This is a genomic window from Teichococcus coralli (assembly GCF_009829925.1).
Classification (GTDB): Bacteria; Pseudomonadota; Alphaproteobacteria; order Acetobacterales; family Acetobacteraceae; genus Pseudoroseomonas; species Pseudoroseomonas coralli.
Genome location: NZ_SNVJ01000014.1, coordinates 22449 through 45858 on the forward strand (window position 1 = coordinate 22449; position 23410 = coordinate 45858).

Below are 23410 nucleotides of genomic sequence, written 5' to 3' on the forward strand. Positions count from 1 at the left end.
TCCGCCACACGACCTGCTCCGTGAATGCGCCCGAAAGGAAGATCCGATGGACATCGCATCCCTCGCCCATGAGGAAGCGAACGACCAGGCACGCACGAGGCGCGCGGTTTATCGTTCAACAAAGACCTACGATCACAATGAGGGCCTTTCCTGTTGCTTTCGCCAGTGGCGCGCCTTTGAGTCCCACTGCCACCTCATCCACGGCTACGCTCTTGCCTTCCGCTTCGTTTTCGCGACGCATGAGCTCGACGAACGAAACTGGTGCATGGATTTCGGCGGCCTCAAGCCGATCCGCGCCTGGCTGCACGACGTCTTCGACCACACGCTGGTTGTAGCCAAGGACGACCCCCATCTGGCGGACTTCGAGGCGTTGGCTTTGAAAGGCCTGGCTTCCGTGCGCATCCTGCCGAATGTCGGTTGCGAGGCGACGGCCCAGTATGTCTTCGACTACGTTGCTGGCTATGTTTCACAGGACACGGCAGGCCGCGTCTGGCTGGAAAGCGTGGAGGTCAGCGAGCATGGGGGAAACTCTGCCATCTATGAGCGCCCATAAGATGGCACCGAACCAAGCTGAGAAGCGGAGCTGCTTGCGCGCAGTGGATTGGCGGGAAGTGATCGCCCCAGCCTTCATCCCCTAGCGGCAGATGGTCCCATGGGCGCTTCGGCCGGCATGCCGCGCCCATCCCCACCGGAGGACCCGCCTTCCCGATCCGCGCCGGTGTGAAGCCATGTCCCTGGCACGGGGCGTAACCGCATTCGCAGTCGGCCATGAACAGAATCCAATCTGTCGCCGTGTCGCCAGCCAAGGCTGCGGTCCGAAAACCGCCTGTGCCCCATTCCAGGCGGCCTGGGACATTTCGAGAAACGCTTCTGGACTGACCGGCACCGCATCGCACCAAGCCTCCAAGTCGGAGGCGGCACCCGGCGCCGTCCTCCTCATCGGCGCGCGCAGCGTTCGCTTCCCGGGTGGCCCTTGTGCCGGAACTGGGGCGCCAAGCGGAAGCGGAACAGTAGACGGCAGCGGCTGGCCACCTTGCTGATCCCCGCGCGAGAGGCGCCCAAGGTGAAGTGAACCTGACTCTGCGGGTATGAGGATTTCACCCCCGCCGCTCCCCTGCTAAGGCGGCGGAATGCCGTCCAGCAATGCCCTGACCGTCTCGCTCACCCCGGAATTGCGGCAGTTCATCGAGGCACAAGTGGCTGCCGGGCGCTATCGGACGGCCAGTGAGGTTGTTCGCGCCGGGCTTCGCCTGCTCACCAGGGCTGACCCGCCGCCGGCCATCGGCTTGCGCACGCCGGAATCATCCGACGCTCTCCCGAAGGACTGACCATCATGACGGAGCAGGTCGGCGGGCCGTCCTGGACCGAGGAGGAGCGCTTGGCCGCCCTCTACCGGACCGGATTACTGGATACCTCTCCGGAGCAGGTCTATGACGATCTCGTCCGCCTGGCTGCGGACCTCGTCGGAGTGCCCATCGCCGCTGTTCACCTGGTCGCGGCGGACCGGCAGTGGAGCAAGGCCGAGATCGGGCTCGGCACCCGCAACATTCCGCGCGACATCGCCTTTTGCCCGACCGCCATGCTGGAAGCGGAGGGACTCGTGGTGCCCGACGCCACCAAGGATCCACGTTTCGCCAGCAACCCGCTCGTAACAGGCGGACCAGGCATCCGCTTCTATGCGGGCATGCCGCTGATTTTCGAAGGGCTTCCGGTCGGCGCCCTCTGTGTCATCGACAGCAGGCCGCGTGAGGGCGGGCTGGACGCGCGCCAACGCTTCGCACTCAAGACGCTGGCGGCTCAGGTCAGCAGCCAGATCGCGCTCCGCAGGGCGCTGGTCGAGCGGGACCGGGCCGATGCGCTCCGGCGCCAGACACTCAACAGCGCGACCGACTTCGCGATCATCTCCACCGATCTCGAGGGCCGTGTCACCGGCTGGAACGCCGGGGCGGAGAACGTGCTCGGCTGGTCGGAAGCCGAGATGCTCGGCCAGCCCGCGCATCGCTTCTTCACCCCTGAGGACCGCGCAGCCGGTATGCCGCAGGTCGAGATGCTCCAAGCGGTGGAGGGCAGGCGCGCCACCGACGAGCGCTGGCACCAGCGCAGGGACGGCTCATGCTTCTGGGCCTCGGGCGAGATGATGGCGCTGCGGGACGAGCAAGGAGGCCATATCGGCTATCTCAAGATGCTGCGGGACCGTACGGAGCAGCACCTGGCAGGCGAGGCCCTGAAGGCGGTCAACGAACGCTTCCGCCTGGCGCAGCGGGCGACCCGCGACGCGATCTGGGACTGGAACCTGGAAGATAACAGCGTGCTCTGGAACGAGGCGCTGGAGGATGCCTACGGATGGACGGCTCCGCAGGTGGAGGCGACCGGAGACTGGTGGGCGGCCCAGATCCACGCCCAGGACCGCGCGCGGATCGACCGGAGCATCCACGCGGTGATTGCCGGCACCGGGACAAGCTGGACCGACGAGTACCGCTTCCGCCGCACCGACGGCAGCTACGCCGAGGTGCTGGACCGCGGCTACGTGATCCGCCGGCCGGATGGCAAGGCCATCCGCATGATCGGCGCCATGCTCGACCTCAGCGAACGCAGGCGCGCGGAGGCTGCCCTGCGGGAAAGTGACGAACGGCTGCATCTCACGGCCAACGCGGCCAGGATCGGCACCTTCAATTACCAGGTGCAAACGGGTGAGCTGGCCTGGGACGATCGCTGCCGCGCCCTGTTCGGCCTGCCACCGGAAGCGCCCCTGAGCTATGCGGGCACTTTCCTGGCGGGGCTGCACCCGGAGGACCGCGAAATGGCTGACAGGGCCGTGCGGCAATCCATGGACCCGGCCGGATCAGGCCGCTTCGCCGCCGAGTACCGCACCATCGGGCTGCAGGACGGAGTGGAGCGATGGATCTCCGCCCAAGGCCGGACGGAGTTCGAGAACGGCGCGCCGGTGAGGCTGGTCGGCACCGTCCTCGATATCACCGACCGCAAGCGGGCTGAGATGGCGCTGCGCAAGAATGAGGCGCGGTATCAGACGCTGTTCAACTCGATGGACGACGGTTTCTGCATCATCGAGTTCATCGATGGGCCGCACGGGCCGCTGAGCGACTATGTTCATGTTGAGGCCAATCCCGGTTACGAGCGGCATACCGGCATTGCCAACATCGTCGGCAGGACGATCCGGGGCCTCGCGCCCGATGAGGCGGACGGATGGGTCGAGCTCTATGGCGGCGTGCTGCGAACCGGGCAGCCAATCCGCTTCGAGCGCTATTTCGCGGCGGCGGGGCGCTATATCGAAGTCTCGTCGGCGCGGGTCGAGGAGGCAGGCCAGCGGCAGGTCTCGGTGCTGTTCCGTGACGTCACGGCCCGCAAGCGCGCGGCGGAAGCCCTGCGCGCCAGCGAGGCGGTGGCACGCGAGAACATCCAGCGCGTGCAGCTCGCGCTCGCGGCCGGCGCGATCATCGGCACCTGGTTTTGGGACCTGCAGGCAGACCGTTTCACGGTAGATGACGCCTTCGCTCGCACCTTCGGCCTTGATCCCGCATTGGGGCGCGTCGGGCTCCGTTTCGAGCAGGTGGTTGCCACCGTTCATCCCGATGACAAGCCGCGGCTGATCGAGGCCGTCCAGGCGGCGATCGCCCATGGCGGCGCCTATGCTCACCAGTACCGGGTGCGGCGCGCCGACGGGAACTATTATTGGATCGAGGCCAATGGCCGCGTTGACCATGCGCCGGACGGCACGCCGCTGAGCTTCCCCGGCGTGCTGATCGACGTGGAGGAGCGGCGCGCCGTGGAGGCGGAGCGCGATAGCGCCGCCGCGGCGCTCCGCGCCCTGAATGAGACGCTGGAACAGCGCGTCGCCGAACGCACCGCCGACCTGATGCGCATCGAGGAGCAGTTGCGCCAGAGCCAGAAGATGGAGGCGGTCGGCCAACTCACCGGCGGCCTCGCGCATGACTTCAACAATCTTCTGACCGGGATCATCGGCTCCATCGAGCTGCTGGGCGTCCGCGTGGAGCAGGGCCGCCTCAAGGATCTGGACCGCTATGTCCTGGCGGCCATGGGAGCGGCCAGGCGGGCGGCGGCGCTGACGCACCGGCTGCTGGCCTTTTCCCGTCGGCAGACGCTTGATCCGAAGCCAACGGACGTGAACCGCCTGATCGCCGGCATGGTGGACCTTGTCCGCCGTACCGTGGGGCCGGAAATCACGGTGGAAGTGGCCGAGGCGGATGGCCTGTGGCTCACGCTCGTGGATTCGTCGCAGCTGGAGAACGCGCTGCTCAACCTTTGCATCAATGCGCGCGATGCCATGCCCGGCGGGGGCAGGATCACCATCGAGATGGCCAACAAGTGGCTGGACGATCGTGCCGCGGGAGAGCGTGACCTGCCGCCGGGCCGGTACCTCTCGCTGTGTGTCACAGATACCGGGACCGGCATGACGCCGGACGTGGTGGCCCGCGCCTTCGACCCGTTCTTCACCACCAAACCATTGGGCGAGGGGACGGGGCTGGGCCTGTCCATGATCTATGGCTTTGTGCGCCAGTCCGGAGGGCAGGTGCGCATCTATTCCGAGGTCGGGCATGGCACGACCGTGTGCCTCTACCTGCCGCACTACGAGGGGGATGCGGCGGAACTCCGGGCGCAGCCGGACCTGGCCGACGCGCCGCGCGCCAGGGTGGGCGAAACTGTGCTGGTGGTGGATGACGAGGCCACCGTGCGCATGCTGGTGACCGAAGTGCTGGAGGAACTGGGTTACGCGGCGGTCGAGGCGGCTGACGGCGCCTCCGGGCTGAAGGCTCTGCAGTCCAGCCTGCGGGTCGACCTGCTGGTGACGGATGTCGGCCTGCCCGGCGGGATGAACGGACGGCAGCTCGCCGATGCCGCGCGAGCCTTGCGGCCGGAGCTGAAGGTCCTGTTCATCACCGGCTACGCGGAGAATGCGGTGATCGGCAACGGGCACCTGGAACCCGGCATGCATGTGCTCACCAAGCCCTTCGCCATGGAAGCCCTGGCCAGCCGCATCAAGGAGCTGATCGCCTCCTGAGAGGCGCGCAGCCCGCCTTGCCTCCGGCCAGGAGCGGGCGCGCCGTTTCTGCCTGGCAGGGCCGCGCGGCCACGGTCGCGAGCACCCGTTCCCGCAGATCGGCCGAGAACGCCTCCGGCATGCCCATCAGCTTCCTCGCTGACGAGCAGTTGGCCGCTCCCGGATAGCCTTGCATCACCGGCGGCTCACCGCGGCCGGATGACCATCTCCGCAGCACGATTGCACAGGCGGGGCGAGGCGAGGTTTCCGCCGGAGGGCATCCGGCCCGTGGCATTTCCCGCCCATGCTTCAGCCCGGGCCGAGCGACACCATCTCCGCGCCATCCTCGACCAGGTCCCCGGCGGCGCAATGGACGGCGACAACCGTGCCTGCCGCAGGAGCCACGATCCGCATCTGCACCTTCATTGCCTCCAGGACCAGCAAGACCGCCCCGCGCTGCACGGACTGCCCGGGGGAGGCCAGGACCTCCAGCACCCGGCCGGGCATGGGCGCCAGGATGCGTCCTGCGGCCGGCCCCTCGCTTGCCGCCGGGGAGAGCGGGTCCACCAGCCGCAGCGCGTGGGCGGCACCGTCGGCAAAGACCATCAGCCGGTTGCTTTCCTGCAGCACGCGGGCCGGGAAGGCCCGCCCGTCCATCTGCAGCGCCAGGCCCCCATCCGGCCCGACGGTGAAAGCGATCTCGGCGTCGCCATCCGGCAGCTCCAGGCGAAGGCCGCCGGGCTGCGGGAAGGCGCGCAGCACCTGCACCGCCTCGCCCTCGGCCAGATGCAGGTCCTGGAAGCCATCGCCGTTCATCCGCCAGGCGGTTGCCTCCGCCCAGGGAGAATGGGGATCGGCGGGGTCGGCGGATCCCACGCGGCGCGCCAGCAGGTGCGCGGCGGCGGCTGCCAGGGCCGTGCGCGGCGCCGCGCCGGGCGGGGCGAGCAGCACCCCGCCATGCCGTTCGATGAAACCGGTATCCACCGCCCCGGCGCGGAACTCGGGCTGCTGAAGAATGGCGCGCAGCAGCCCCAGATTGGTGGCCGGCCCGGCGATCTCGGTCGCCGCCAGCGCCTGATCGAGCCGGGCCAGCGCGCCGGCGCGGTCCGGGCCATGGGCGATGATCTTGGCGATCATCGGGTCGTAGTGGACGGTGACGGCATCGCCCTCGCGGATGCCGGTATCGACGCGGATCCCCCCAGCGGCGGCAGGGAAACGCAGGTGCTCCACACGGCCCGTGGAGGGGGCGAAGTCCCGCGCCGGGTCCTCCGCATAGAGCCGCACCTCGACCGCGTGCCCGGCGATGCGCAGCGCCTGCTGCGTCAGCGGCAAGGGCTGGCCTGCGGCGACACGGAGCTGCCACTCCACCAGGTCCTGGCCGGTGATCGCCTCGGTCACGGGGTGCTCCACCTGCAACCGGGTGTTCATCTCCATGAAATGGAAGGCCTCGCCCTCCGCGATGAACTCCACCGTGCCGGCACCGACATAGCCAATGGCGCGCGCCGCGTCGCAGGCCGCGCGGCCCATGGCCTCCCGCCGCGCCGCGTCCATGCCGGGGGCCGGCGCTTCCTCCACCACCTTCTGGTGGCGTCGCTGGATCGAGCAGTCACGCTCGAAGAGATGGAGAAAGTTGCCGTGACCGTCGGCAAAGACCTGGATCTCGATGTGGCGCGGACGGGTGAGATAGCGCTCCAGCAGCACATGGTCGTCACCGAAGGCGGACAGCGCCTCGCCCTTGGCCAGCGCCAGCGCCTCCTCCAGCTCGCCCGCTGACCGCACCACCTTCATGCCCTTGCCGCCGCCCCCCGCGCTGGCCTTGATCAGCAGCGGGAAGCCAATGCGGTTCGCCGCCTCGCGCAGCACGGCGGGCGACTGGTCCTCGCCATGGTAGCCGGGCACCAGTGGCACGCCGGCGTGTTCCATGAGCGCCTTGGCCGCGGATTTGGAGCCCATGGCGCGGATCGCCGCGGGCGGTGGACCGATGAACCTGATTCCGGCGCCGGCACAGGCTTCCGCGAATTCGGCGTTCTCCGAGAGGAAACCGTAGCCGGGATGGATCGCTTCCGCGCCCGCCGCCCGGGCCGCGGCGATCACGGCCTCGATGCGCAGGTAGCTCTCCCGCGCGGGGGCGGGGCCCAGCAAGCGGGATTCGTCGGCCATCGCGACATGCATCGCCCCGGCATCGGCTTCCGAATGCACGGCAACGGCGCGGATTCCCATCCGCCGCGCGGTGCGGATGACGCGGCAGGCGATCTCGCCGCGATTGGCGATCAGGATGGTTTCAAACATCGGCGTCACATCCGGAACAGGCCGAAGCCCGGGCCGCGGCTGGCCCAGGACTCGATCGGCGCGTTGAGCGAGGCCGAAATCGCCAGGGCGAGAACGGTGCGCGTATCGGCCGGATCGATGATGCCATCGTCCCACATCCGCGCGGTGGCGTAATAGGGATGCCCCTGGGTTTCGTACTGCTCGCGCAGCGGCGCCTTGAAGCGCTCCTCCTCCTCGGCCGTCCAGCGGCCGCCCTTGGCCTCGATCGCGTCGCGGCGGATGGTCGAGAGCACGGAGGCCGCCTGCTCCCCGCCCATCACGCCGATGCGGGCATTCGGCCACATGAAGAGGAAGCGCGGCGAATAGGCGCGGCCGCACATGCCGTAGTTGCCGGCGCCGAAGCTGCCGCCGATCACCACGGTGAACTTCGGCACGGTGGCCGTGGCGACGGCGGTCACCATCTTGGCGCCGTCCTTGGCGATGCCGCCGCTTTCGTACTTCCGGCCGACCATGAAGCCGGTGATGTTCTGCAGGAAGACCAGCGGAACGCCACGCTGGCAGCACAGCTCGATGAAATGCGCGCCCTTCTGCGCCGATTCCGAGAACAGCACGCCGTTGTTGGCGACAATGCCGACGGGATAGCCATGCAGCCGCGCGAAGCCGGTGACCAGGGTGGGGCCGTAGAGCGGCTTGAATTCGTCGAACTCGGACCCGTCCACCAGCCGCGCGATCACCTCGCGCACCTCGTAGGGCTGCCGCAGGTCGGCCGGGATCAGGCCGTGGATGCCCTTCGGGTCGTAGAGCGGCGGGCGAGGGGGTGCGACGTCGAGCACGGCCGGCTTGCGCGTGTTCAGCCCGGCCACGATGCGGCGCGCTAGGCCCAGCGCATGCGCGTCATTTTCCGCCATGTGGTCGGTCACGCCGGAAATCCGCGAATGCACCTCCGCGCCGCCGAGCTCTTCGGCGCTGACCACCTCGCCGGTGGCGGCCTTCACCAGCGGCGGGCCGGCCAGGAAGATGGTGCCCTGGTTGCGAACGATGATGCTCTGGTCCGACATGGCGGGCACATAGGCGCCACCCGCCGTGCAGCTGCCCATCACCACGGCGATCTGCGGGATGCCTTTGGCGGACATCTGCGCCTGGTTGTAGAAGATGCGGCCGAAATGGTCGCGGTCGGGGAAGACCTCGTCCTGGTTCGGCAGGTTCGCGCCGCCGGAATCCACCAGGTAGAGGCAGGGCAGCCGGTTCTGCTCGGCGATCTCCTGCGCGCGCAGGTGCTTCTTCACCGTGATCGGGAAATAGGTGCCGCCCTTCACCGTGGCATCGTTGGCCACGATCATGCACTCGCGCCCCATCACGCGGCCGATGCCTGCGATCAGCCCGGCCGAGGGCACCTCGTCCCCGTAGAGGCCGTGCGCCGCCAGCTGCCCCACCTCCAGGAAAGGGGAGGCGGGGTCGATCAGCGCCCGCACCCGCTCGCGCGGCAGCAGCTTCCCACGAGCCAGGTGCCTCTCCCGCGCCGCCGCGCCGCCGCCCTCGCGCACCCGCTCGGCCTGCGCGCGCAGGTCCTGCAGCAGCGCGTGCATGCGCGCCGCATTCGCCGCGTGGTCGGGTGTGCGGGCATCCACCGCCGTTTGCAGAACCGCCATTATCCCTGCTCCGTCGCTGGTTGGTCCTCGGCGTCGCGGTGCATCACTTCCGCGGCGCCGCGGTCGCTCCCGCCACGCTTGCGCTGGCCGCGGATCCGCTCTTCCGAACGGTTCAACGCCTGCCGCAGCATCTCGGCGGCGTGCCGCGACGTCGGTTGATCCATGACGGGTCCCCTCCCTGGCCGCGGCCTCGCAGCGCGCTCAGGTCGAGACTACGAACGATCGGCTCTCAAATTCCACGGTTGCGGCGCATCAGTGCGGCAAGATTTTGCGGCCTGCTGCCTGGCGGCTCGGCGCCGGCCTGCACCCGCATCGCCTTGGTGGCGGACCGTCCGGGCCTTCGTTCTCCGCCCGGTTTGGCAGCCGCGCCACCGCGACAGGGAGGCCGTGCCGGGGGAGGGGAGCGCAGGGCTGAAGCAAATCGCGCACCGCGCGGTGCAAAGGCGTCTGCGTAGCCTTAGTGCCGCTTCGTTCGTGTGGAGCCATCCACCGCCAGGAAGGGCAGACCGCGGGAGCACCGCTCTAGCCGGGCTTCAACACCATAGACCTCCCGCAGCAGCGCGGGTGTCAGCACGGTTGTGGGGGCGCCGCAGGCAACGATGCGGCCACCCCCCAGAACCGCGACCTGATCGGCGAAGCGCAGGGCCTGGTTCAGGTCATGGATGGCGATCACGATGCAAAGCTCGCGCTGCCGCGCCAGCTGCTGCAGCAGGCCGAGCACCTCCACCTGCCGCTGCAGGTCGAGCGCGCTGGTGGGCTCGTCCAGCAGCAGCACGCGCGGCTGCCGCACCAGCGCCTGCGCCAGCGAGACCAGCTGCCGCTGCCCGCCCGACAGCTCGCCCAGGTTGCGCGTGGCGAGATCCTCGATCTCGAGCATCATGAGCGTGTGGGTGGCGGCATCGGCCTCGGCGTCGCTGACGGCCCAGCCGCCGCCCTGCTTGCCGGCCAGCAGAACGGCCTCGAAGACCGTCAGCACGGCATTGACCGCATTGTCCTGCGGCAGGTAGCAGGGCCGGTCCTGGTGCAGCGGCGGAATGCTCTCCATCGCGCGCCCGTCCAGCGCCACGACGCCAGGCCCCTTCAGCTGCCCGACGATGCGGCGGAACAGCGTCGACTTGCCGGCGGCATTCGGGCCGAGCAGTGCCGTCACCTGGCCGCCGCGCAGCTCCGGCAGCGTCACGCCGCGCAGGATGGGGTGGGTACCGTAGGAGACCTCGATCTCCTGCAGCGAAAGACTCACCATGAACGGTTCCGCGTGCTCAGGATCAGGCTGAAGAAGAAGGGCACGCCAACCAGCGCCGTCACCACGCCGATCGGCAGGATCAGCCCGGGGATGATCGCCTTGCTGAGCACCGAGGCGGCGGACAGCACCAGCGCGCCGGCCAGGGCCGAGGCGGGCAGGAAGAAGCGCTGGTCTTCGCCCACCAGCATCCGCGCGATATGCGGCCCGACCAGCCCGATGAAGCCGATGGTGCCGACAAAGGCAACGGTGATGGAGGCCAGCGCGCTGACCAGCAGGATCGTCTGCAGCCGGAGCTTGCCCACCTGGATGCCGAAGCTGGCGGCCTTCTGCTCGCCCAGGCGCAGCGCCGTCAGCGCCCAGGCCTGGCGCGCGAAGAGCGGCCAGATCAACACCAGCACCGCCGCCGCGATGCCCAGCTTGGGCCAGGTGGTGCGGCCCAGGCTGCCCATGGTCCAGAACACCACGGCGGCCAGCGCCTGCTCGGAGGCGATGAACTCCAGCGCCGCCAGGGCGGCGTTGAAGGTGAAGACCAGCGCGATGCCCAGCAGCACGATGGTCTCGGTGCCCATTCCCCGCCGGCGGCTGAGCAGATGGATCAGCAGCGCGCAACCCATGGCGGAAACGAAAGCATTGGCCGGGATGGTCCAGGCCGACCAGCCCGAGGGCAGCAGGCTGACGCCCAGCACGAAGCCCAGCGCCGCCCCGAAGCCGGCGGCGGCCGAGATGCCGAGGGTGAAGGGGCTGGCCAGCGGGTTGTTCAGCACGGTCTGCATCTGCGCGCCGGCGACAGAGAGGCTGGCGCCCACCACCACGGCCATCAGCGCCACAGGCAGGCGGATCTCCCACACCACCACCGACACGGCCTGCGGCACCTCCAGCCCCAGCAGCGCCCGCACCACCTCGGCATAGGCGTAGCGGGCCGGCCCGAGCGCCAGATCGGCCACTAGGCTCGTCAGCAGCAGCAGGGCCAGGGTGGCGAGCAGCGCCAGCCGCCGCCGCGCCAGCCGGCGATAGGCGCCGCGCCCGGCGGCCAGCCCCTCCTGGACCAGGGTGGCGCTCATGCCGCCGGGTCCAGCGAAACCCAGTAGCCCGGGTGGTAGGCGACGGGCAGGAAGCGTTCGTGGAACTCGCGGAAGGTGGCGTCCGGGTCGAGGTCGGCGAAGAGCCCGGGGTGCAGCCACTTGGCGATCGCCTGGATGGCGACGAACTGGTAGGGGCTGTCGTAGAACTGGTGCCAGATCGCGTGCACCCGGCCGCTGCGGGCCACCGGCAGGGTACGGTAGGCCGGGCGGTCCATCAGCTTGCGCAGCCGCGCCCGTGCCTGGGCCTGGTCCGCCCCGGGGCCGACGCCCACCCAGGCGCCGTCCGGCGCATAGAGCTTCCAGTTGCTGCCGGTGACGATCACCACGTCCGGACGGGCGGCCACCACCTGCTCCGGGTTGACGGTGCCGAAGGTGCCCGGGATGAGGCTGGCCGCGATGTTCTCGCCGCCGGCCAGGGCGACCATCCGGCCGAAATTCTCGTCGCCGAAGGACATGCAGCAGCTCTCGTCATAGCCCGCCGCCCGCTCGATCATCACCTTGGGGCGAGGACCGGAGAAGCCGCGCAGCCGGTCGGTGACGCGGGCGATCTGCGCCGCGCGGTAGTCCGTCAGCGCCCGCGCCTCCTCCGCGCGGCCCAGCAGCGCCCCCATGATGGCGATGGAGCGCTCGGCATGCTCGAAGGGCTTCTCGCGGAAGTCGATGAACACGACCGGGATGCCCATCCGGTCCAGCTTGCCGATCAGGCCGCCATCGTCGATCGCCACCTTCGATTCCAGGTTCATCACCACCACGTCGGGGCGGAGCGCGATGACCTGCTCGATGTCGAAGGCGCCGTCCTTCCAGCCGCCGAAGGCCGGCAGCCTGGCGATCTGCGGGTATCGCGTCTCGTAGAGGGTGTAGCCGTCAAGGTCCGCCTTGCGGAAGTCGTCGCGCCAGCCGACCACGCGGTGGAAGGGGTCGTCCCTGTCCAGGGCGGCCACGACGTAGGTTTGCCGCCCCTCGCCGAGGATCATCCGGTTCACCGGCGCCCGCACCGTCACGCTGCGGCCAGCAATATCAGTGACCTGCACCGCCCCCGCCGCCCGGGCCGGCAGCCCGGGAAGCAGCGCCGCTGCGGAGAGCGCCAGAAGGCCGCGTCGTGCCACGCGCATGGTTGAACCTCGCCCGATGAGGCGCCCCCGTCACCGGACCATTCCGGGCGCCGGCCGGACGCGCCGCAAGGCTATAATAGGGTTGATAATCATTCGCAATACCTGGCCGGTCAGCCGGGCTTTCGGGCATGCAGCACGAAGCGCCGGTAGAGCAGCGTGCGTAGCCGGTCCCGCAGGGCGGCACCGCGCCGCTGCGCCCGCGCGATGGGGGCGTGAGAATGGAAGGCGAGGTCGGTGAAGCCCGCCCGGCGGAGCAAGGGCTCCAGAACCTCCGGCGTCAGGCCTTGGGAGAAGGGCAGTTCCCGCATGATGGCGGCGTGTCGGTCCATCTCCGGGTTGTGGGGCGCGGCCGCGCCGCCCTGGCTGCTCTCCAGCAGCCGCAGCAGGTGCTGGGCCAGCCGGCCGGCCGTGCCATGCGGGGCGGCGAAGTTGCCGTCGAAGACGAGCAGATGGCCGCCCGGGCGCAGCACCCGGAACCAGTCCGCCAAGGCCGCCTCCGGCTCCGTCAGGGTCCAGACCAGGTGCCGGCAGACGATGGCGCCATACCGGTCCGGTGCCTCGCGCGTGTACTCGGCATCGGCCAGGATGAAGCGCGTGCCGGGGTCGCCGGAGTGCTTGGCGCGGGCGAGGCTGAGCATGGCCTCGGAAAAGTCCAGGCCGGTGACGCGATGCCCCAGCCGACGCAACGCACCGGTCACCTCGCCGGTGCCGCAGGCCAGCTCCAGCACCTCCAGGGGTGCGGAGCCCAGGTGGCGGGCGATTTCGCGCTGCCAGGCGTCGCGTTCCGCTCCCGGCGGCATGCGGTGGCCAAAGGCCGCATCGAAGCTGGCCGCGCGGGCGCTCCAGTACTCGCGGATCTCTTCCTTGAGGGCATAGTTGCTCGACACAGTTCCGCTCCAGCAGCAGGGATGTCGCACCCCATACTGCGGCGGCGCCGGTGACGGAAAGGCCCTCATGCCGTCCCAGGGCGGATGGCGCAGGGCGGCGCGTTGCCCCTGGGCTTGCGGGCGGGGCGCCCCGCATCAGCCTGGGTGCCCTGGAACAGGAAGCCGCGCCTGAGAAGAAACCGGCGAAGACTTGCAAGACACCGGCGCCGCGGATCGGGTGGCGATGGCGCCGGCCCTGCGCGAGCGATCGCAGGGCCGGCCTCAGGCGGCGTCGGATGGCCACGCGCCCGGCGCCATCACCCGGTTCAGGAGTGTCGCTAGGGTGTGGCGACGTCGAACCAGAGCTCGAAGTTATCGAGGTAGGACACGAGCTCATCCAGCTTCGCTTGGTTGCCGCTGACCTTGACGGCGCCGGCACCAACCGCATCCGCGAGCTTGGTCTCCTGGAGAATGATCTTGTTGAGGGTGTCCCGCGTCAGTGTCACCGTCGCATCGGCCTTGTCGGACTGGCGGTCCTGCGTGTGGTTGAGAACACCGTTCTCCAGTTCGATCAGGTACTTCCCGCCTGAGCCGCCGAGATCCATGTTCATCGTCATCACCGCGTTGGCCGCCTTGGTGCGGTTCACGCGGACGCTGAGATAGTCGAAGAACATCTCGGGCGTCATCGCCCTGACGGTGTCCGGGCTTGCCGTTTGGGTGGTTGGCAGCTTGGTCACCCCCTCACGCAGCTCCTTGGCGCCCGTGAGATAGAAGTTGCGCCACGGCCCTGACTCGGACTGGTAGCCGAGTTGCTCGAGCGCATCGGCCTCAAGCTCTCGGGCCTGCTTGTTGCCCGGGTCCGCGAAGACCACGTGGTTGACCACCTGGGCGACCCAGCGATAATCGCCCTTGTCGAAAGACTGCTTCGCCTTCTCCAGAACAGCCGCGGATCCGCCCATGAACTCGACGTAGTTCTTGCTGGCCTCGACGGGGGGGAGTTCGTGCAGCGTCGCCGGGTTGCCGGTGAACCATCCGAGATAGAAGACATATGTCGCGGCGACATTGTGATAGATGGAACCATAGTAGCCGCGGTTGGCCCAGATATTCGCTAGACTGTCGGGCATCTTGAAGGCTTCGGCGATCTCCCGCATGGTCATGCCACGGTTCACCATGCGCAGCGTTTCGTCGTTGATGTAGCGGTAGAGATCCCGCTGGTTCTTGAGGAGCTTGACCACCTCGGCGTTGTTGAAGCTCGGCCAGTGATGTTGGGCGAACATCACCTCCGCCTTGTCACCCCACATCGCCAGCACGTCGTTGAGGTACTTCGACCAGGCCAGCGGGTCGCGGATCTTCGCCCCGCGCAGGGAGTACGTGTTGTGCAGCGTGTGGGTCGCATCTTCGGCGGCGCAGATGGCCTTCATTTCCTCGATGTACCACAGCATTTCAGCCGGCGCCTCAGAGCCGGGCGCCATCAGGAACTCGTAGGTCAGGCCGTCGATGACCTTCTTCTCGCCGGTCTTTGAAATGATGTCGGTCGGCGGGATCAGCGTCACGGTGCCGGCCGAAGTGGTGGTGCCGAGGCCCGCGCCGACCTGGCCCTTGGCATCCGGCGGCAGCAGGTTGCCGTACATGTAGCTCGCCCGCCGGCTCATCGCGGTGCCGGCCATGACGTTCTCCGAGACCGCTGCCTCGAGAAAGCCGACAGGAGCATAGATCTTGGTCTTGCCGGAGGTCACGTCGCCCTCGTCCACCACCCCTCGGACGCCGCCGTAATGGTCGACATGGCTGTGGGTGTAGATCACCGCCTTGATCGGCTTGCGTTCCCGGTTGGCGTAGTAGAGGTCGAGGCCAACCTTGGCGGTCTCAGCCGAAACCAGCGGATCGACGATGGTGATGCCTTCCCGCCCCTCGATGATGGTCATGTTCGACAGGTCGAGATTGCGGATCTGATAGATGCCGTCGGCCACCTTGAAGAGGCCGCTCAAGTTGATGAGCTGCGCCTGCCGCCAGAGGCTCGGATTGACAGTGTCCGGCGCCGCAGCATCCAGCTTGACGAAGGCGTATTGCTGCGGATCCCAGATCGTGCTCCCGCTCTGGCCCTTGATCGTGCCCGGCGGCAAGGGGGCGATGAAGCCGCGCTGGGCATTCTCGAAGTCCGACTTGTTCGCGAATGGCAGTTCGCTGAGGAGCTTCTGGTTGGCCGCCTTGGTCGCGGTGGTCGCATCCTTGCGGAGATCCTGCGCGTTGCTGACGCCAGCCAAGCCTGCGATCAGGCCCAGGGCCGAAACGGCGGAGAGCAAGTTGAGCGGCTTCATGGGATTACCTCCTTGGCGCCGCGAGTGTCGCACCGTGCTCCAGCAACAGGCCATTGGGAGAAGCCCTGAAACCTGCCTGGATGATTCCTGACATCCGAGTCTGCGACTACTGTATCGGCGGGATCTGCCTCCGACATGCTCCGGAGCAGCGATGCTGCGAGGCGTCAGCAATCGGCGGTACCGCGTCAGTCAGCCAAAGCCTCGAAGGCACTGAAGGCGAGGACGGGATTGAACTTCGCCGTCCAGCGGTGCGGGGGATGGCTGGTGTGCTGGCGCAAACAGGTGTCGGCAAGGCGCGCCGGATCGCATCCGCCAATCCGCATTTGCGCGCAAGGCGGTCCATCTCGTCAGGCACGCTAACCCTGGCTTAGCGTGTTCACGCACCGGCAAGGTGGCGGTTGCCTGATTTGCCGAGGTTGTGGCACAAGCGGAAGCATGAGCCACGCTGCGCCGAACCCTCCCGCCCTCCCGGAAGATTCGCCTCTCCCCGCCGTGGTGACGCGGCTGGCCGCCGGTGCCGTGCCGCCCGAGGTGCAGGCCCTGCTGGCTGGGCCGCTTGGCCCGGCCGTGGCCGCCGCCGCCGGCTATGCCGGCAAGGCACTGGCCGAGAACACCCGTCGTGCCTATGCCGCTGACTGGCGTGCCTTCACCGCCTGGTGCGCCGCCGGCGATGTCGTCCCCCTGCCGGCCGAGCCGGTGGTGATCGCCGGCCACCTGGCCAGCCTGGCGCCACAGCTCGGCCGCGCCGGTCTGAAGCGCCGCCTGGCGGCGATCGCCCATGCCCACCGGCAGGCCGGCCAGCCCTGGCAGCCCGGCCATCCCGTCATCCGCGCCACCCTGCGCGGCATCCTGGCCAGCCACGCGAAGCCCGTGCGTCCGGCCGCGGCGCTGACCTCGGCGGAGATCAAGCAGTTGCTCAACGCCTGCGGCAGTGATCTGGCGGGCCAGCGCGACCGCGCCCTGCTGCTGCTCGGCTTCGCCGGCGCGCTGCGCCGCTCGGAGCTGGTCGCGGTTGACCGCGAGCACCTGCGCTTCACCACCGAGGGGCTGACACTGCGTATCCCGCGCTCCAAGCGCGACCAGGAGGGGGAGGGGGCCACGCTCGGCATCCCGCGCGGGCTCAACCCGCTCACCTGCCCGGTGCGCGCGGTGGAGCAGTGGTTGCGGCGGGCGCGCATCGACTACGGCGCGGTGTTCCGCCGCGTCACCGCCGCCGGCACGATGGAGGACCGGCTCAGCCCGCAGGGGGTCTGGCGCATCCTGCGCCGCCGCGCCGCCATCGCCGGGCTGACCGTGCACGCCAGCGAGCGGCTTTCTCCGCACGGGCTGCGGGCCGGGTTCATCACCGAGGCCTATCTGAACGGCGCGCGCGACGAGCAGGTGATGCACCACGCCCGGCAATCCGACTTCGCCACCACGCAGGCCTATCGCCGCCGCGCGAAGATCACCCAGGACAGCCCCGCCCGGCTGCTCGATCTCTGAACCCGCCGACGCCGCTGGCGCTGCCGCATCCCGATTGGCTGCGCCACACGCTGACCGTCAGCGGGCCGGCCGTCGAGATGGCGCGCTTCCGTGCCGCCGCCGCGGGGCCGGGCGTGATTCCCTGGGTGCTCGACCTCGACCGGATGGAGGAGGATTGGCGCCTGCAGCTGCTCGCCACGCCTGATGGGGCTCCGGCGATCAGCCTGGCGGGCGCGCAGATCCTGGCGCGGCGGCTGCGCGACGCTGCGGCGGCCAACCACGCGCGCGCCCTGTCCCGCGGCGGCACGGACCGCCGCTGCCCCTTCGATCTGCACCGCCTCCACCCCATTCCCAACCACATCCTGGCGCTCGGTCCCGAGGACCCGGCGGCGCAGGCGTGGCTCTGGCGCCACTGGGGCACCACCCGCGCGTTGCGTCACCTACGCCACCTGCCGGCGCCGGTGGACGCCCGCCGCACCCGCACGGACCGCCTGGCCGTGGAGTTCTGGTCGGCCGACTGGTCGCCCTGGCCGGCGCTGCGCCGCCTCCGCCAGCTGTGGCCGGAGCTGGTTTTGGACCTGCGGCCGCATTACGAGACCGAGGCCGTCGAAGCGCCGCCCCTCGCGCGGCCGCAGAAGGCCCGGCATGTCTGAGACGGTCGCCGGGCCGGGGGAGGTGGAGGCGCTCGCCGGCCGCACGCCGGTGCTGCGGGTGGAAGGCTTCGCGGGGCCGCTTGACTTCCTGCTGGAGCTGGTGCGCCGGCAACGGTTGGATCTGGCGCCGCTCTCCATTGTTGCGCTGACCGAGCAATTCGTCGCGGCGTGGGAAGCCAGCGCCGGGCGCGTGCCGCTGGAGCAGCGCGGCGCCTGGCTGGTGCTGGCGGCCGAGCTTGTTCGGCTGAAGTCGCAGCTGCTGGCGCCCCGCAGCGCGGCGGAAGCCGCCGAGGCGGAGATGGACGCGACCCGGCGGCTGGGGCAGTGGCAGGAACTCGCCGCGATGCGGCGCGCGGCGGCCTGGCTCGGCGCCCGACCGCAACTGGGTCGGGAGATGCATGCGCGAGGCCATCCGGAGCGGCCTCCGCAGCCCCAAGCGGCGGCAATCCTGGCCTTCTGGGAGGCAACGCTGGCCATGCTCGAGGGGCGGGCGGCACCGCAGCGGGCGGCGCCGGTGCCGCCTCCGCCGCCGCTCGACCTGTGGCGCGTGCCGGAAGCGCTGGTCTGGCTCCGCCGCCGGTTGGCCGAACACCCGGAGAGCGGGCTGCTGACGAGCTTTCTGCCCCGCATCTCGAAGATCGCGCCGCAAGCTCGCCTGAGGCGCCGCGCCGCCCTCGCCAGCACCTTTGTCGCCGCCCTCGAACTCGCACGGGAGGGGGAACTGCATCTGGCGCAAGCCGCCGCCTTTGCGCCGATCAGCCTGCAAATGGCACGCTGAGAACGTGTTATCCCCAGACTCCGGGGAGAAGACTCCGGGGAGAATCCTCCGGAGAGAATCCTGTCGCAATCCCTGGGGACGGCGTGTCACACCCCTTGGAGCGCAGGGTGCTTGTTCCACGCTGCGGCGCCTGCCGCGTGGCCGTGGCCGTGGTTGCCAGCATCACCCGAAGAGCATCGCCGCAGGCTTTGCCAGGTGCTGTCCCGTGACTTCCTGCACGTCCAGGGCTGCGGGCGGGAAACGCGTCACCCTTGGTCGTCGGACCCTGGCTTTCGGTGGCTCCCATCGCGATGCGTCACCCCTCCGCAACGGGCGTGGCGCGGCTTTCCTTGGCGGATGCTCCGGCGCATGGTGCCTCCGCGATGACCCTTTCCTTTGATGACCTGTCCGAACGGCAGCGCGCGATCCTGGCCCTGGCGCGAGAAGCGGGACGCGTCACGGTCGAGGACCTGGCCGGTCGCTTCGAGGTCAGCCCGCAGACCATCCGCAAGGACCTGAACCTGCTTTGCGAGCACCGGCTGCTGGCCCGGCTGCATGGCGGGGCGACGCTGGCTTCCGGCGTCGAGAACCTCGGCTATGGCGCGAGGCGGGCACTGGCGCATGAGGCCAAGCGCCGCATCGCCGCGCGCTGCGCCGCGCTGATCCCCGACGGCTCCTCGCTCTTCATCAACATCGGCACGACAACGGAGGAGGTGGCGCGTGCCCTGGCCGGCCATCGCAACCTCCTGGTGGTGACCAACAACATCCATGTCGTCACCATCCTGCTGCCCTGCGCGGGCGTGGAGGTGGTGGTGGCGGGCGGGCCGGTGCGGCGCTCCGACGGCGGCATCACCGGCGAGGCGACGCTGGACCTTGTCGCGCAGTTCAAGCTCGACTTCGCCGTGGTCGGCGCCTCGGCGCTGGACGGGGATGGCAGCCTGCTCGACTTCGACTACCGGGAAGTTCGCGTCTCCCGGGCCATTCTCGGCAATGCGCGGCACCCCATCCTGGTGGCCGATGCCGGCAAGTTCGAGCGTTCCGCCCCGGTCCGCATCGGCCACGTCTCCCAGTTGCACTGCGTGGTGACCGACCGGCCGCCGCCCGCCCGCTTCGCCGAGGCCTGCCGGCAGGCCGGCACGCGGCTGGAGATCGCCAGGCCGGGCGAAGAAGCCGGGGAGGAGGGCGACGAAACCGAAATGCCTGAAATCGAAACTCCCTGAAGCGCGGTTCGCGCGTTAATTTTCACTTGTCACTTTCGTTCGCGTGTTTCAAGCTTCGTTCCTGTCAGGGAACAGCGGGTGCCGCGCATGCCGGAAAGCGGGGTGCAGGATCTTCTCGTCGTCGGCGGGGGCGTGAACGGCTGCGGCATCGCGCGCGATGCGGCGGGGCGCGGCCTGTCGGTGACCCTGGCCGAGCAGGGCGACCTGGCCGGCGCCACCTCCTCGGCCTCCACCAAGCTGATCCATGGCGGGCTGCGCTACCTGGAATACCGCGAGTTCCGCCTGGTGCGGGAAGCCCTGGCGGAGCGGGAGGTTCTGCTGCGCGCCGCGCCGCACATCGTCTGGCCCCTGCGCTTCGTGCTGCCGCACCATGCCGGGCTGCGGCCCTGGCCGCTGCTGCGGCTCGGCCTGTTCCTCTATGACCATCTCGGCGGGCGGCGCCTCCTGCCGCCGACGCGGGCGCTGGACCTGCGGCGCGACCCGGCCGGCGCGCCGCTGCGCCCGGAGTTTCGCCGCGGCTTCGAGTATTCCGACTGCTGGGTGGAGGATGCGCGCCTCGTCGTGCTGAACGCGCGCGATGCGGCCGACCGTGGCGCCACGGTGCTGACCCGCACGCGCTGCCTGTCCGCGCGGCGGGAGGCGGGGCTCTGGCGGGCGACGTTGCGCGACGAGGCCAGCGGCACCACGCGGGAAGTGGCGGCGCGGGTGCTGGTGAACGCCGCCGGGGCCTGGGTCTCCCGTGTGGCGGCGGAGGTCGCTGGGGTGCAGGCGCCGGCGCGTGTGCGGCTGGTCAAGGGCAGCCATATCGTCACCCGGCGCCTCTTCGGCCATGACCGCTGCTACACCTTCCAGAACGCCGATGGCCGCGTCTGCTTCGCCATTCCCTACGAGGAGGACTTCACCCTCATCGGCACCACCGACGAGGACGTCTCCGGCGACCCGGCGGCACCCGCCATCTCCCCCGCGGAGACCACCTATCTCTGCCAGGCCGTCAGCGCCTATTTCCGGCAGCCGGTGAACGTTTCGGATGTGGTTTGGAGTTACGCCGGCATCCGTCCCCTCTATGATGACGGCGCGAGCGACGCCCAGGCGGCGACCCGCGACTACGTCCTGGCACTGGACGAGCAAAACAGGGGGGAGGCGCCGCTCTTGTCGATCTTCGGCGGCAAGATCACGACCTATCGCCGGCTGGCCGAGGCCGCCCTGGCCCGGCTCGCGCCGTTCTTCCCCGGCATGGGCATGCCCTGGACCGCCAGCACGGCGCTGCCCGGCGGCGACTTCCCCTGGAACGGCGCGGCCGACCTCGCGGCGGCGCTGCGCGGCGCCTATCCCTTTCTCTCGCCCCCGCAGGCGCGCCGGCTGGTGCGGCGCTACGGCACGCGCGCCGCCGCCATGCTGGGCGATGCGCGCAGCGAGGCCGATCTCGGCGTGCAATTCGGTGCCGGGTTGAGCGCCCGCGAGGTGGACTGGCAGATGCGCGAGGAATGGGCGCGCGCGCCGGCCGACATCCTCTGGCGCCGCAGCAAGCTCGGCCTGCGGATCGATGCCGCCGGGCAGGCGGCACTCGCCGACTGGATGGCGCGGGCGCGGCCGGTGGTGGCCAGGGCGGCGGGGAGGGCGGCGGAATGAGCCTCGCCCTGCGCGGCGTCGGGCTCTCGGCGGGCGGCCGGGCCGTGCTCCACCCCGTGACGCTCGACCTCGCGCCGGGCCAGCCCAACGTCCTGCTCGGCCCGACGGGCGCGGGCAAGACCACGCTGCTGCGGCTGATGGCCGGGCTGGACCGGCCCGGCGCCGGGCGCATCCTGGCCGAGGGGCGCGACGTGACCGGCCTGCCGCCGCGCCGCCGCAGCGTCGCCATGGTCTACCAGCAGTTCATCAACTACCCCACGCTCAGCGTCTTCGAGAACATCGCCTCGCCGCTGCGCGTGGCCCGCCTCCCGCGCGACGAGATCGGCCGGCGGGTGCGCGAGGCCGCGCGGCTGCTGCGGCTGGAGCCCTTCCTGGCACGCCGCCCCTCGGAGCTGTCGGGCGGCCAGCAGCAGCGCACCGCCATCGCCCGCGCCCTGGTGAAGCGGGCGGCGCTGGTGCTGATGGACGAGCCGCTGGCCAACCTGGACTACAAGCTGCGCGAGGAACTGCGCGAGGAGTTGCCCCGCCTCTTCGCCGAGAGCGGCAGCGTCTTCGTCTATGCCACCACCGAGCCGGCCGAGGCGCTGATGCTGGGCGGGCAGGTGGCCACCCTCTCGGAAGGCCGGCTGACCCAGTTCGGCCCCGCCGGGGTGGTGTTCCGCCGCCCGGCCGACCTGGCGACGGCGCGCGTCTTCTCCGACCCGCCGCTGAACGAGGCGCCGGCGGAACTCTCGGGCGGGCGGCTGCATCTCGGCGCGGGCATCACCCTGCCGGCGCCGCCCGGTCTGCCGGAGAGCGGCCGCTTCACGCTGGGCATCCGCGCCCATGAGCTTTCCCTCGACCCGCTACCCGGGGCGGTGGCGCTGCCGGCGCGGGCGCGGCTCGCCGAGGTGACGGGCTCGGAGAGCTATGTCCATCTCGACATCGGCGACCTGGCCTGGGTGGTGCTGGCGCCCGGCGTGCGGCGGCCGGAGCCGGGCACGGCAGTGACGGTCTATTTCGATCCGCAGCGGGTGCTGCTCTTCGACGCCCGGGGCAGGCTGTCGGCGACGCCCGACCTGGTGGAGGCCGCCTGATGGCCCGCATCGCCTTCGAGGCCCTGGCGCATGCCTATCCCGGCGCTGCCGGCCACGCGCTGAAGCCGATGGACATGGTCTGGGAGCATGCCGGCGCCTATGCGCTGCTCGGCCCTTCCGGCTGCGGCAAGACCACGCTGCTGAACATCGTCTCCGGCCTGCTGCACCCGAGCGAGGGGCGCGTGCTGTTCGACGGCAGGGACGTCACCGGCCTGCCCACCGAGCGGCGCAACGTGGCGCAGGTGTTCCAGTTCCCGGTGGTCTACGACACCATGACGGTGCGCGAGAACCTGGCCTTCCCGCTGCGCAACCGCGGCGTGCCGGCCGCCGCCGCGCGGGCGCGGGTGGAGCATGTCGCCGGACTGCTCGGCCTCGCCGCGCGGCTCGACCGCCGCGCCCGCAACCTCGGCGCCGACGAGAAGCAGAAGATCTCGCTCGGCCGCGGCCTGGTGCGCGACGACGTCGCCGCCATCCTGTTCGACGAGCCGCTCACCGTGATCGACCCGCACCTGAAGTGGGAGCTGCGCGCGCGGCTGAAGGAGCTGCACCGGCAGGTGCCCACCACCATGATCTACGTCACCCACGACCAGACGGAGGCGCTGACCTTCGCCGACCGCGTCGTGGTCATGTCGGAGGGCGAGGTGGTGCAGGTCGGCTCGCCGGAGGCGCTGTTCGAGCATCCCGCGCACAGCTTCGTCGGCCATTTCATCGGCAGCCCGGGAATGAACTTCCTCTCCTGCGCGGTGGAGGGGCGGGAGGCGGTGTTGCCGAGCGGGCAGCGCCTCGCCCTGCCGCGCGCCTATCCGCCGCTGCGGGGCAAGGTGGAGCTGGGCATCCGGCCGGAATTCGCGACGGTGGTGCGCGAGGGCGGGCTGCCTGCGCGGCTGCGCCGCGTCGAGGATCTGGGCCGCCGCCGCATTGCCCGCCTGGAGGTGGAGGGGATGCCGCTGGCGGCGACCCTGCCGGAGGGCATGCCGGTGCCGGCCGAGCCGCGTCTCGCCTTCGACGCGGTGCGGCTGCACGTCTATGCCGATGGCTGGCTGGCGGAAGGGGAGGGCTGAG

The 23410-nt window shown here is 70.1% G+C and carries 18 protein-coding genes; 10 read left to right on the forward strand and 8 right to left on the reverse strand.

Annotated elements, in window-relative coordinates; translation table 11 throughout:
* The first annotated feature begins 46 nt into the window (after positions 1 to 46).
* The 3 genes from E0493_RS15465 to E0493_RS15475 all read left to right on the forward strand — a co-directional run bounded on the left by E0493_RS15465 (position 47) and on the right by E0493_RS15475 (position 5038).
* Positions 47 to 553, forward strand: a complete 507-nt coding sequence (locus E0493_RS15465; protein WP_160938139.1) for a 6-pyruvoyl trahydropterin synthase family protein — start codon at positions 47 to 49, stop codon at positions 551 to 553.
* 577 nt (positions 554 to 1130) lie between these two features.
* On the forward strand, positions 1131 to 1328 hold the full coding sequence (locus E0493_RS15470; RefSeq protein ID WP_160938140.1) for a type II toxin-antitoxin system ParD family antitoxin: 198 nt from the start codon (positions 1131 to 1133) through the stop codon (positions 1326 to 1328).
* A 5-nt stretch (positions 1329 to 1333) separates the two neighbouring features.
* Complete coding sequence (locus E0493_RS15475) at positions 1334 to 5038, forward strand: PAS domain-containing protein (RefSeq protein ID WP_160938141.1); 3705 nt, start codon at positions 1334 to 1336, stop codon at positions 5036 to 5038.
* A gap of 288 nt (positions 5039 to 5326) precedes the next feature.
* Here the strand turns inward: E0493_RS15475 and E0493_RS15480 are convergent, their stop codons facing one another.
* The 8 genes from E0493_RS15480 to E0493_RS15515 form a co-directional block, all read right to left on the reverse strand.
* The gene (locus tag E0493_RS15480; protein ID WP_160938142.1) at positions 5327 to 7306 is read right to left on the reverse strand and encodes an acetyl-CoA carboxylase biotin carboxylase subunit; all 1980 of its coding nucleotides are present in this window, start codon (positions 7304 to 7306) and stop codon (positions 5327 to 5329) included.
* 5 nt (positions 7307 to 7311) lie between these two features.
* Positions 7312 to 8934 (reverse strand): carboxyl transferase domain-containing protein, encoded by a 1623-nt coding sequence (locus tag E0493_RS15485; protein WP_160938143.1) that lies wholly within the window; start codon positions 8932 to 8934, stop codon positions 7312 to 7314.
* Complete coding sequence (locus tag E0493_RS15490; RefSeq protein WP_160938144.1) at positions 8934 to 9098, reverse strand: hypothetical protein; 165 nt, start codon at positions 9096 to 9098, stop codon at positions 8934 to 8936. The genes E0493_RS15485 and E0493_RS15490 overlap by 1 nt, the downstream gene beginning before the upstream one ends.
* Positions 9099 to 9391: 293 nt before the next feature.
* Positions 9392 to 10177, reverse strand: a complete 786-nt coding sequence (locus E0493_RS15495; RefSeq protein ID WP_160938145.1) for an ABC transporter ATP-binding protein — start codon at positions 10175 to 10177, stop codon at positions 9392 to 9394.
* Positions 10171 to 11238, reverse strand: a complete 1068-nt coding sequence (locus E0493_RS15500; protein ID WP_160938146.1) for a FecCD family ABC transporter permease — start codon at positions 11236 to 11238, stop codon at positions 10171 to 10173. Before E0493_RS15500 ends, E0493_RS15495 begins: the two co-directional genes overlap by 7 nt.
* Positions 11235 to 12371, reverse strand: a complete 1137-nt coding sequence (locus tag E0493_RS15505; protein ID WP_160938147.1) for an ABC transporter substrate-binding protein — start codon at positions 12369 to 12371, stop codon at positions 11235 to 11237. Before E0493_RS15505 ends, E0493_RS15500 begins: the two co-directional genes overlap by 4 nt.
* A gap of 110 nt (positions 12372 to 12481) precedes the next feature.
* On the reverse strand, positions 12482 to 13258 hold the full coding sequence (locus E0493_RS15510) for a class I SAM-dependent DNA methyltransferase (protein WP_202397152.1): 777 nt from the start codon (positions 13256 to 13258) through the stop codon (positions 12482 to 12484).
* Between the two features lie 317 nt (positions 13259 to 13575).
* Entirely contained in the window at positions 13576 to 15552 is a 1977-nt protein-coding gene (locus E0493_RS15515; protein ID WP_160938149.1) for an alkyl/aryl-sulfatase, read from the reverse strand.
* Between the two features lie 435 nt (positions 15553 to 15987).
* Here E0493_RS15515 and E0493_RS15520 point away from each other — a divergent pair, with 435 nt between their 5' ends.
* The 7 genes from E0493_RS15520 to E0493_RS15550 all read left to right on the forward strand — a co-directional run bounded on the left by E0493_RS15520 (position 15988) and on the right by E0493_RS15550 (position 23409).
* Complete coding sequence (locus E0493_RS15520) at positions 15988 to 17034, forward strand: tyrosine-type recombinase/integrase (protein ID WP_160938150.1); 1047 nt, start codon at positions 15988 to 15990, stop codon at positions 17032 to 17034.
* A gap of 77 nt (positions 17035 to 17111) precedes the next feature.
* Positions 17112 to 17666: a hypothetical protein gene (locus E0493_RS15525; RefSeq protein WP_160938151.1), complete on the forward strand. Its 555-nt coding sequence runs from the start codon at positions 17112 to 17114 to the stop codon at positions 17664 to 17666.
* Entirely contained in the window at positions 17659 to 18444 is a 786-nt protein-coding gene (locus tag E0493_RS15530; RefSeq protein ID WP_160938152.1) for a segregation and condensation protein A, read from the forward strand. Before E0493_RS15525 ends, E0493_RS15530 begins: the two co-directional genes overlap by 8 nt.
* Before the next feature lie 362 nt (positions 18445 to 18806).
* On the forward strand, positions 18807 to 19643 hold the full coding sequence (locus E0493_RS15535) for a DeoR/GlpR family DNA-binding transcription regulator (RefSeq protein ID WP_160938153.1): 837 nt from the start codon (positions 18807 to 18809) through the stop codon (positions 19641 to 19643).
* An 87-nt stretch (positions 19644 to 19730) separates the two neighbouring features.
* Positions 19731 to 21272, forward strand: coding sequence for a glycerol-3-phosphate dehydrogenase (glpD, locus tag E0493_RS15540; RefSeq protein ID WP_202397159.1), 1542 nt, complete (start codon positions 19731 to 19733; stop codon positions 21270 to 21272).
* Positions 21269 to 22348 carry an ABC transporter ATP-binding protein gene (locus E0493_RS15545; protein WP_160938155.1) on the forward strand — a complete coding sequence of 360 codons (1080 nt, stop codon included), beginning with the start codon at positions 21269 to 21271 and terminating at the stop codon, positions 22346 to 22348. Before glpD ends, E0493_RS15545 begins: the two co-directional genes overlap by 4 nt.
* A complete protein-coding gene (locus tag E0493_RS15550) occupies positions 22348 to 23409 on the forward strand; it encodes an ABC transporter ATP-binding protein (protein WP_160938156.1) in 1062 nt (353 codons plus the stop codon). The genes E0493_RS15545 and E0493_RS15550 overlap by 1 nt, the downstream gene beginning before the upstream one ends.
* The last annotated feature ends 1 nt before the right edge of the window (position 23410 follow it).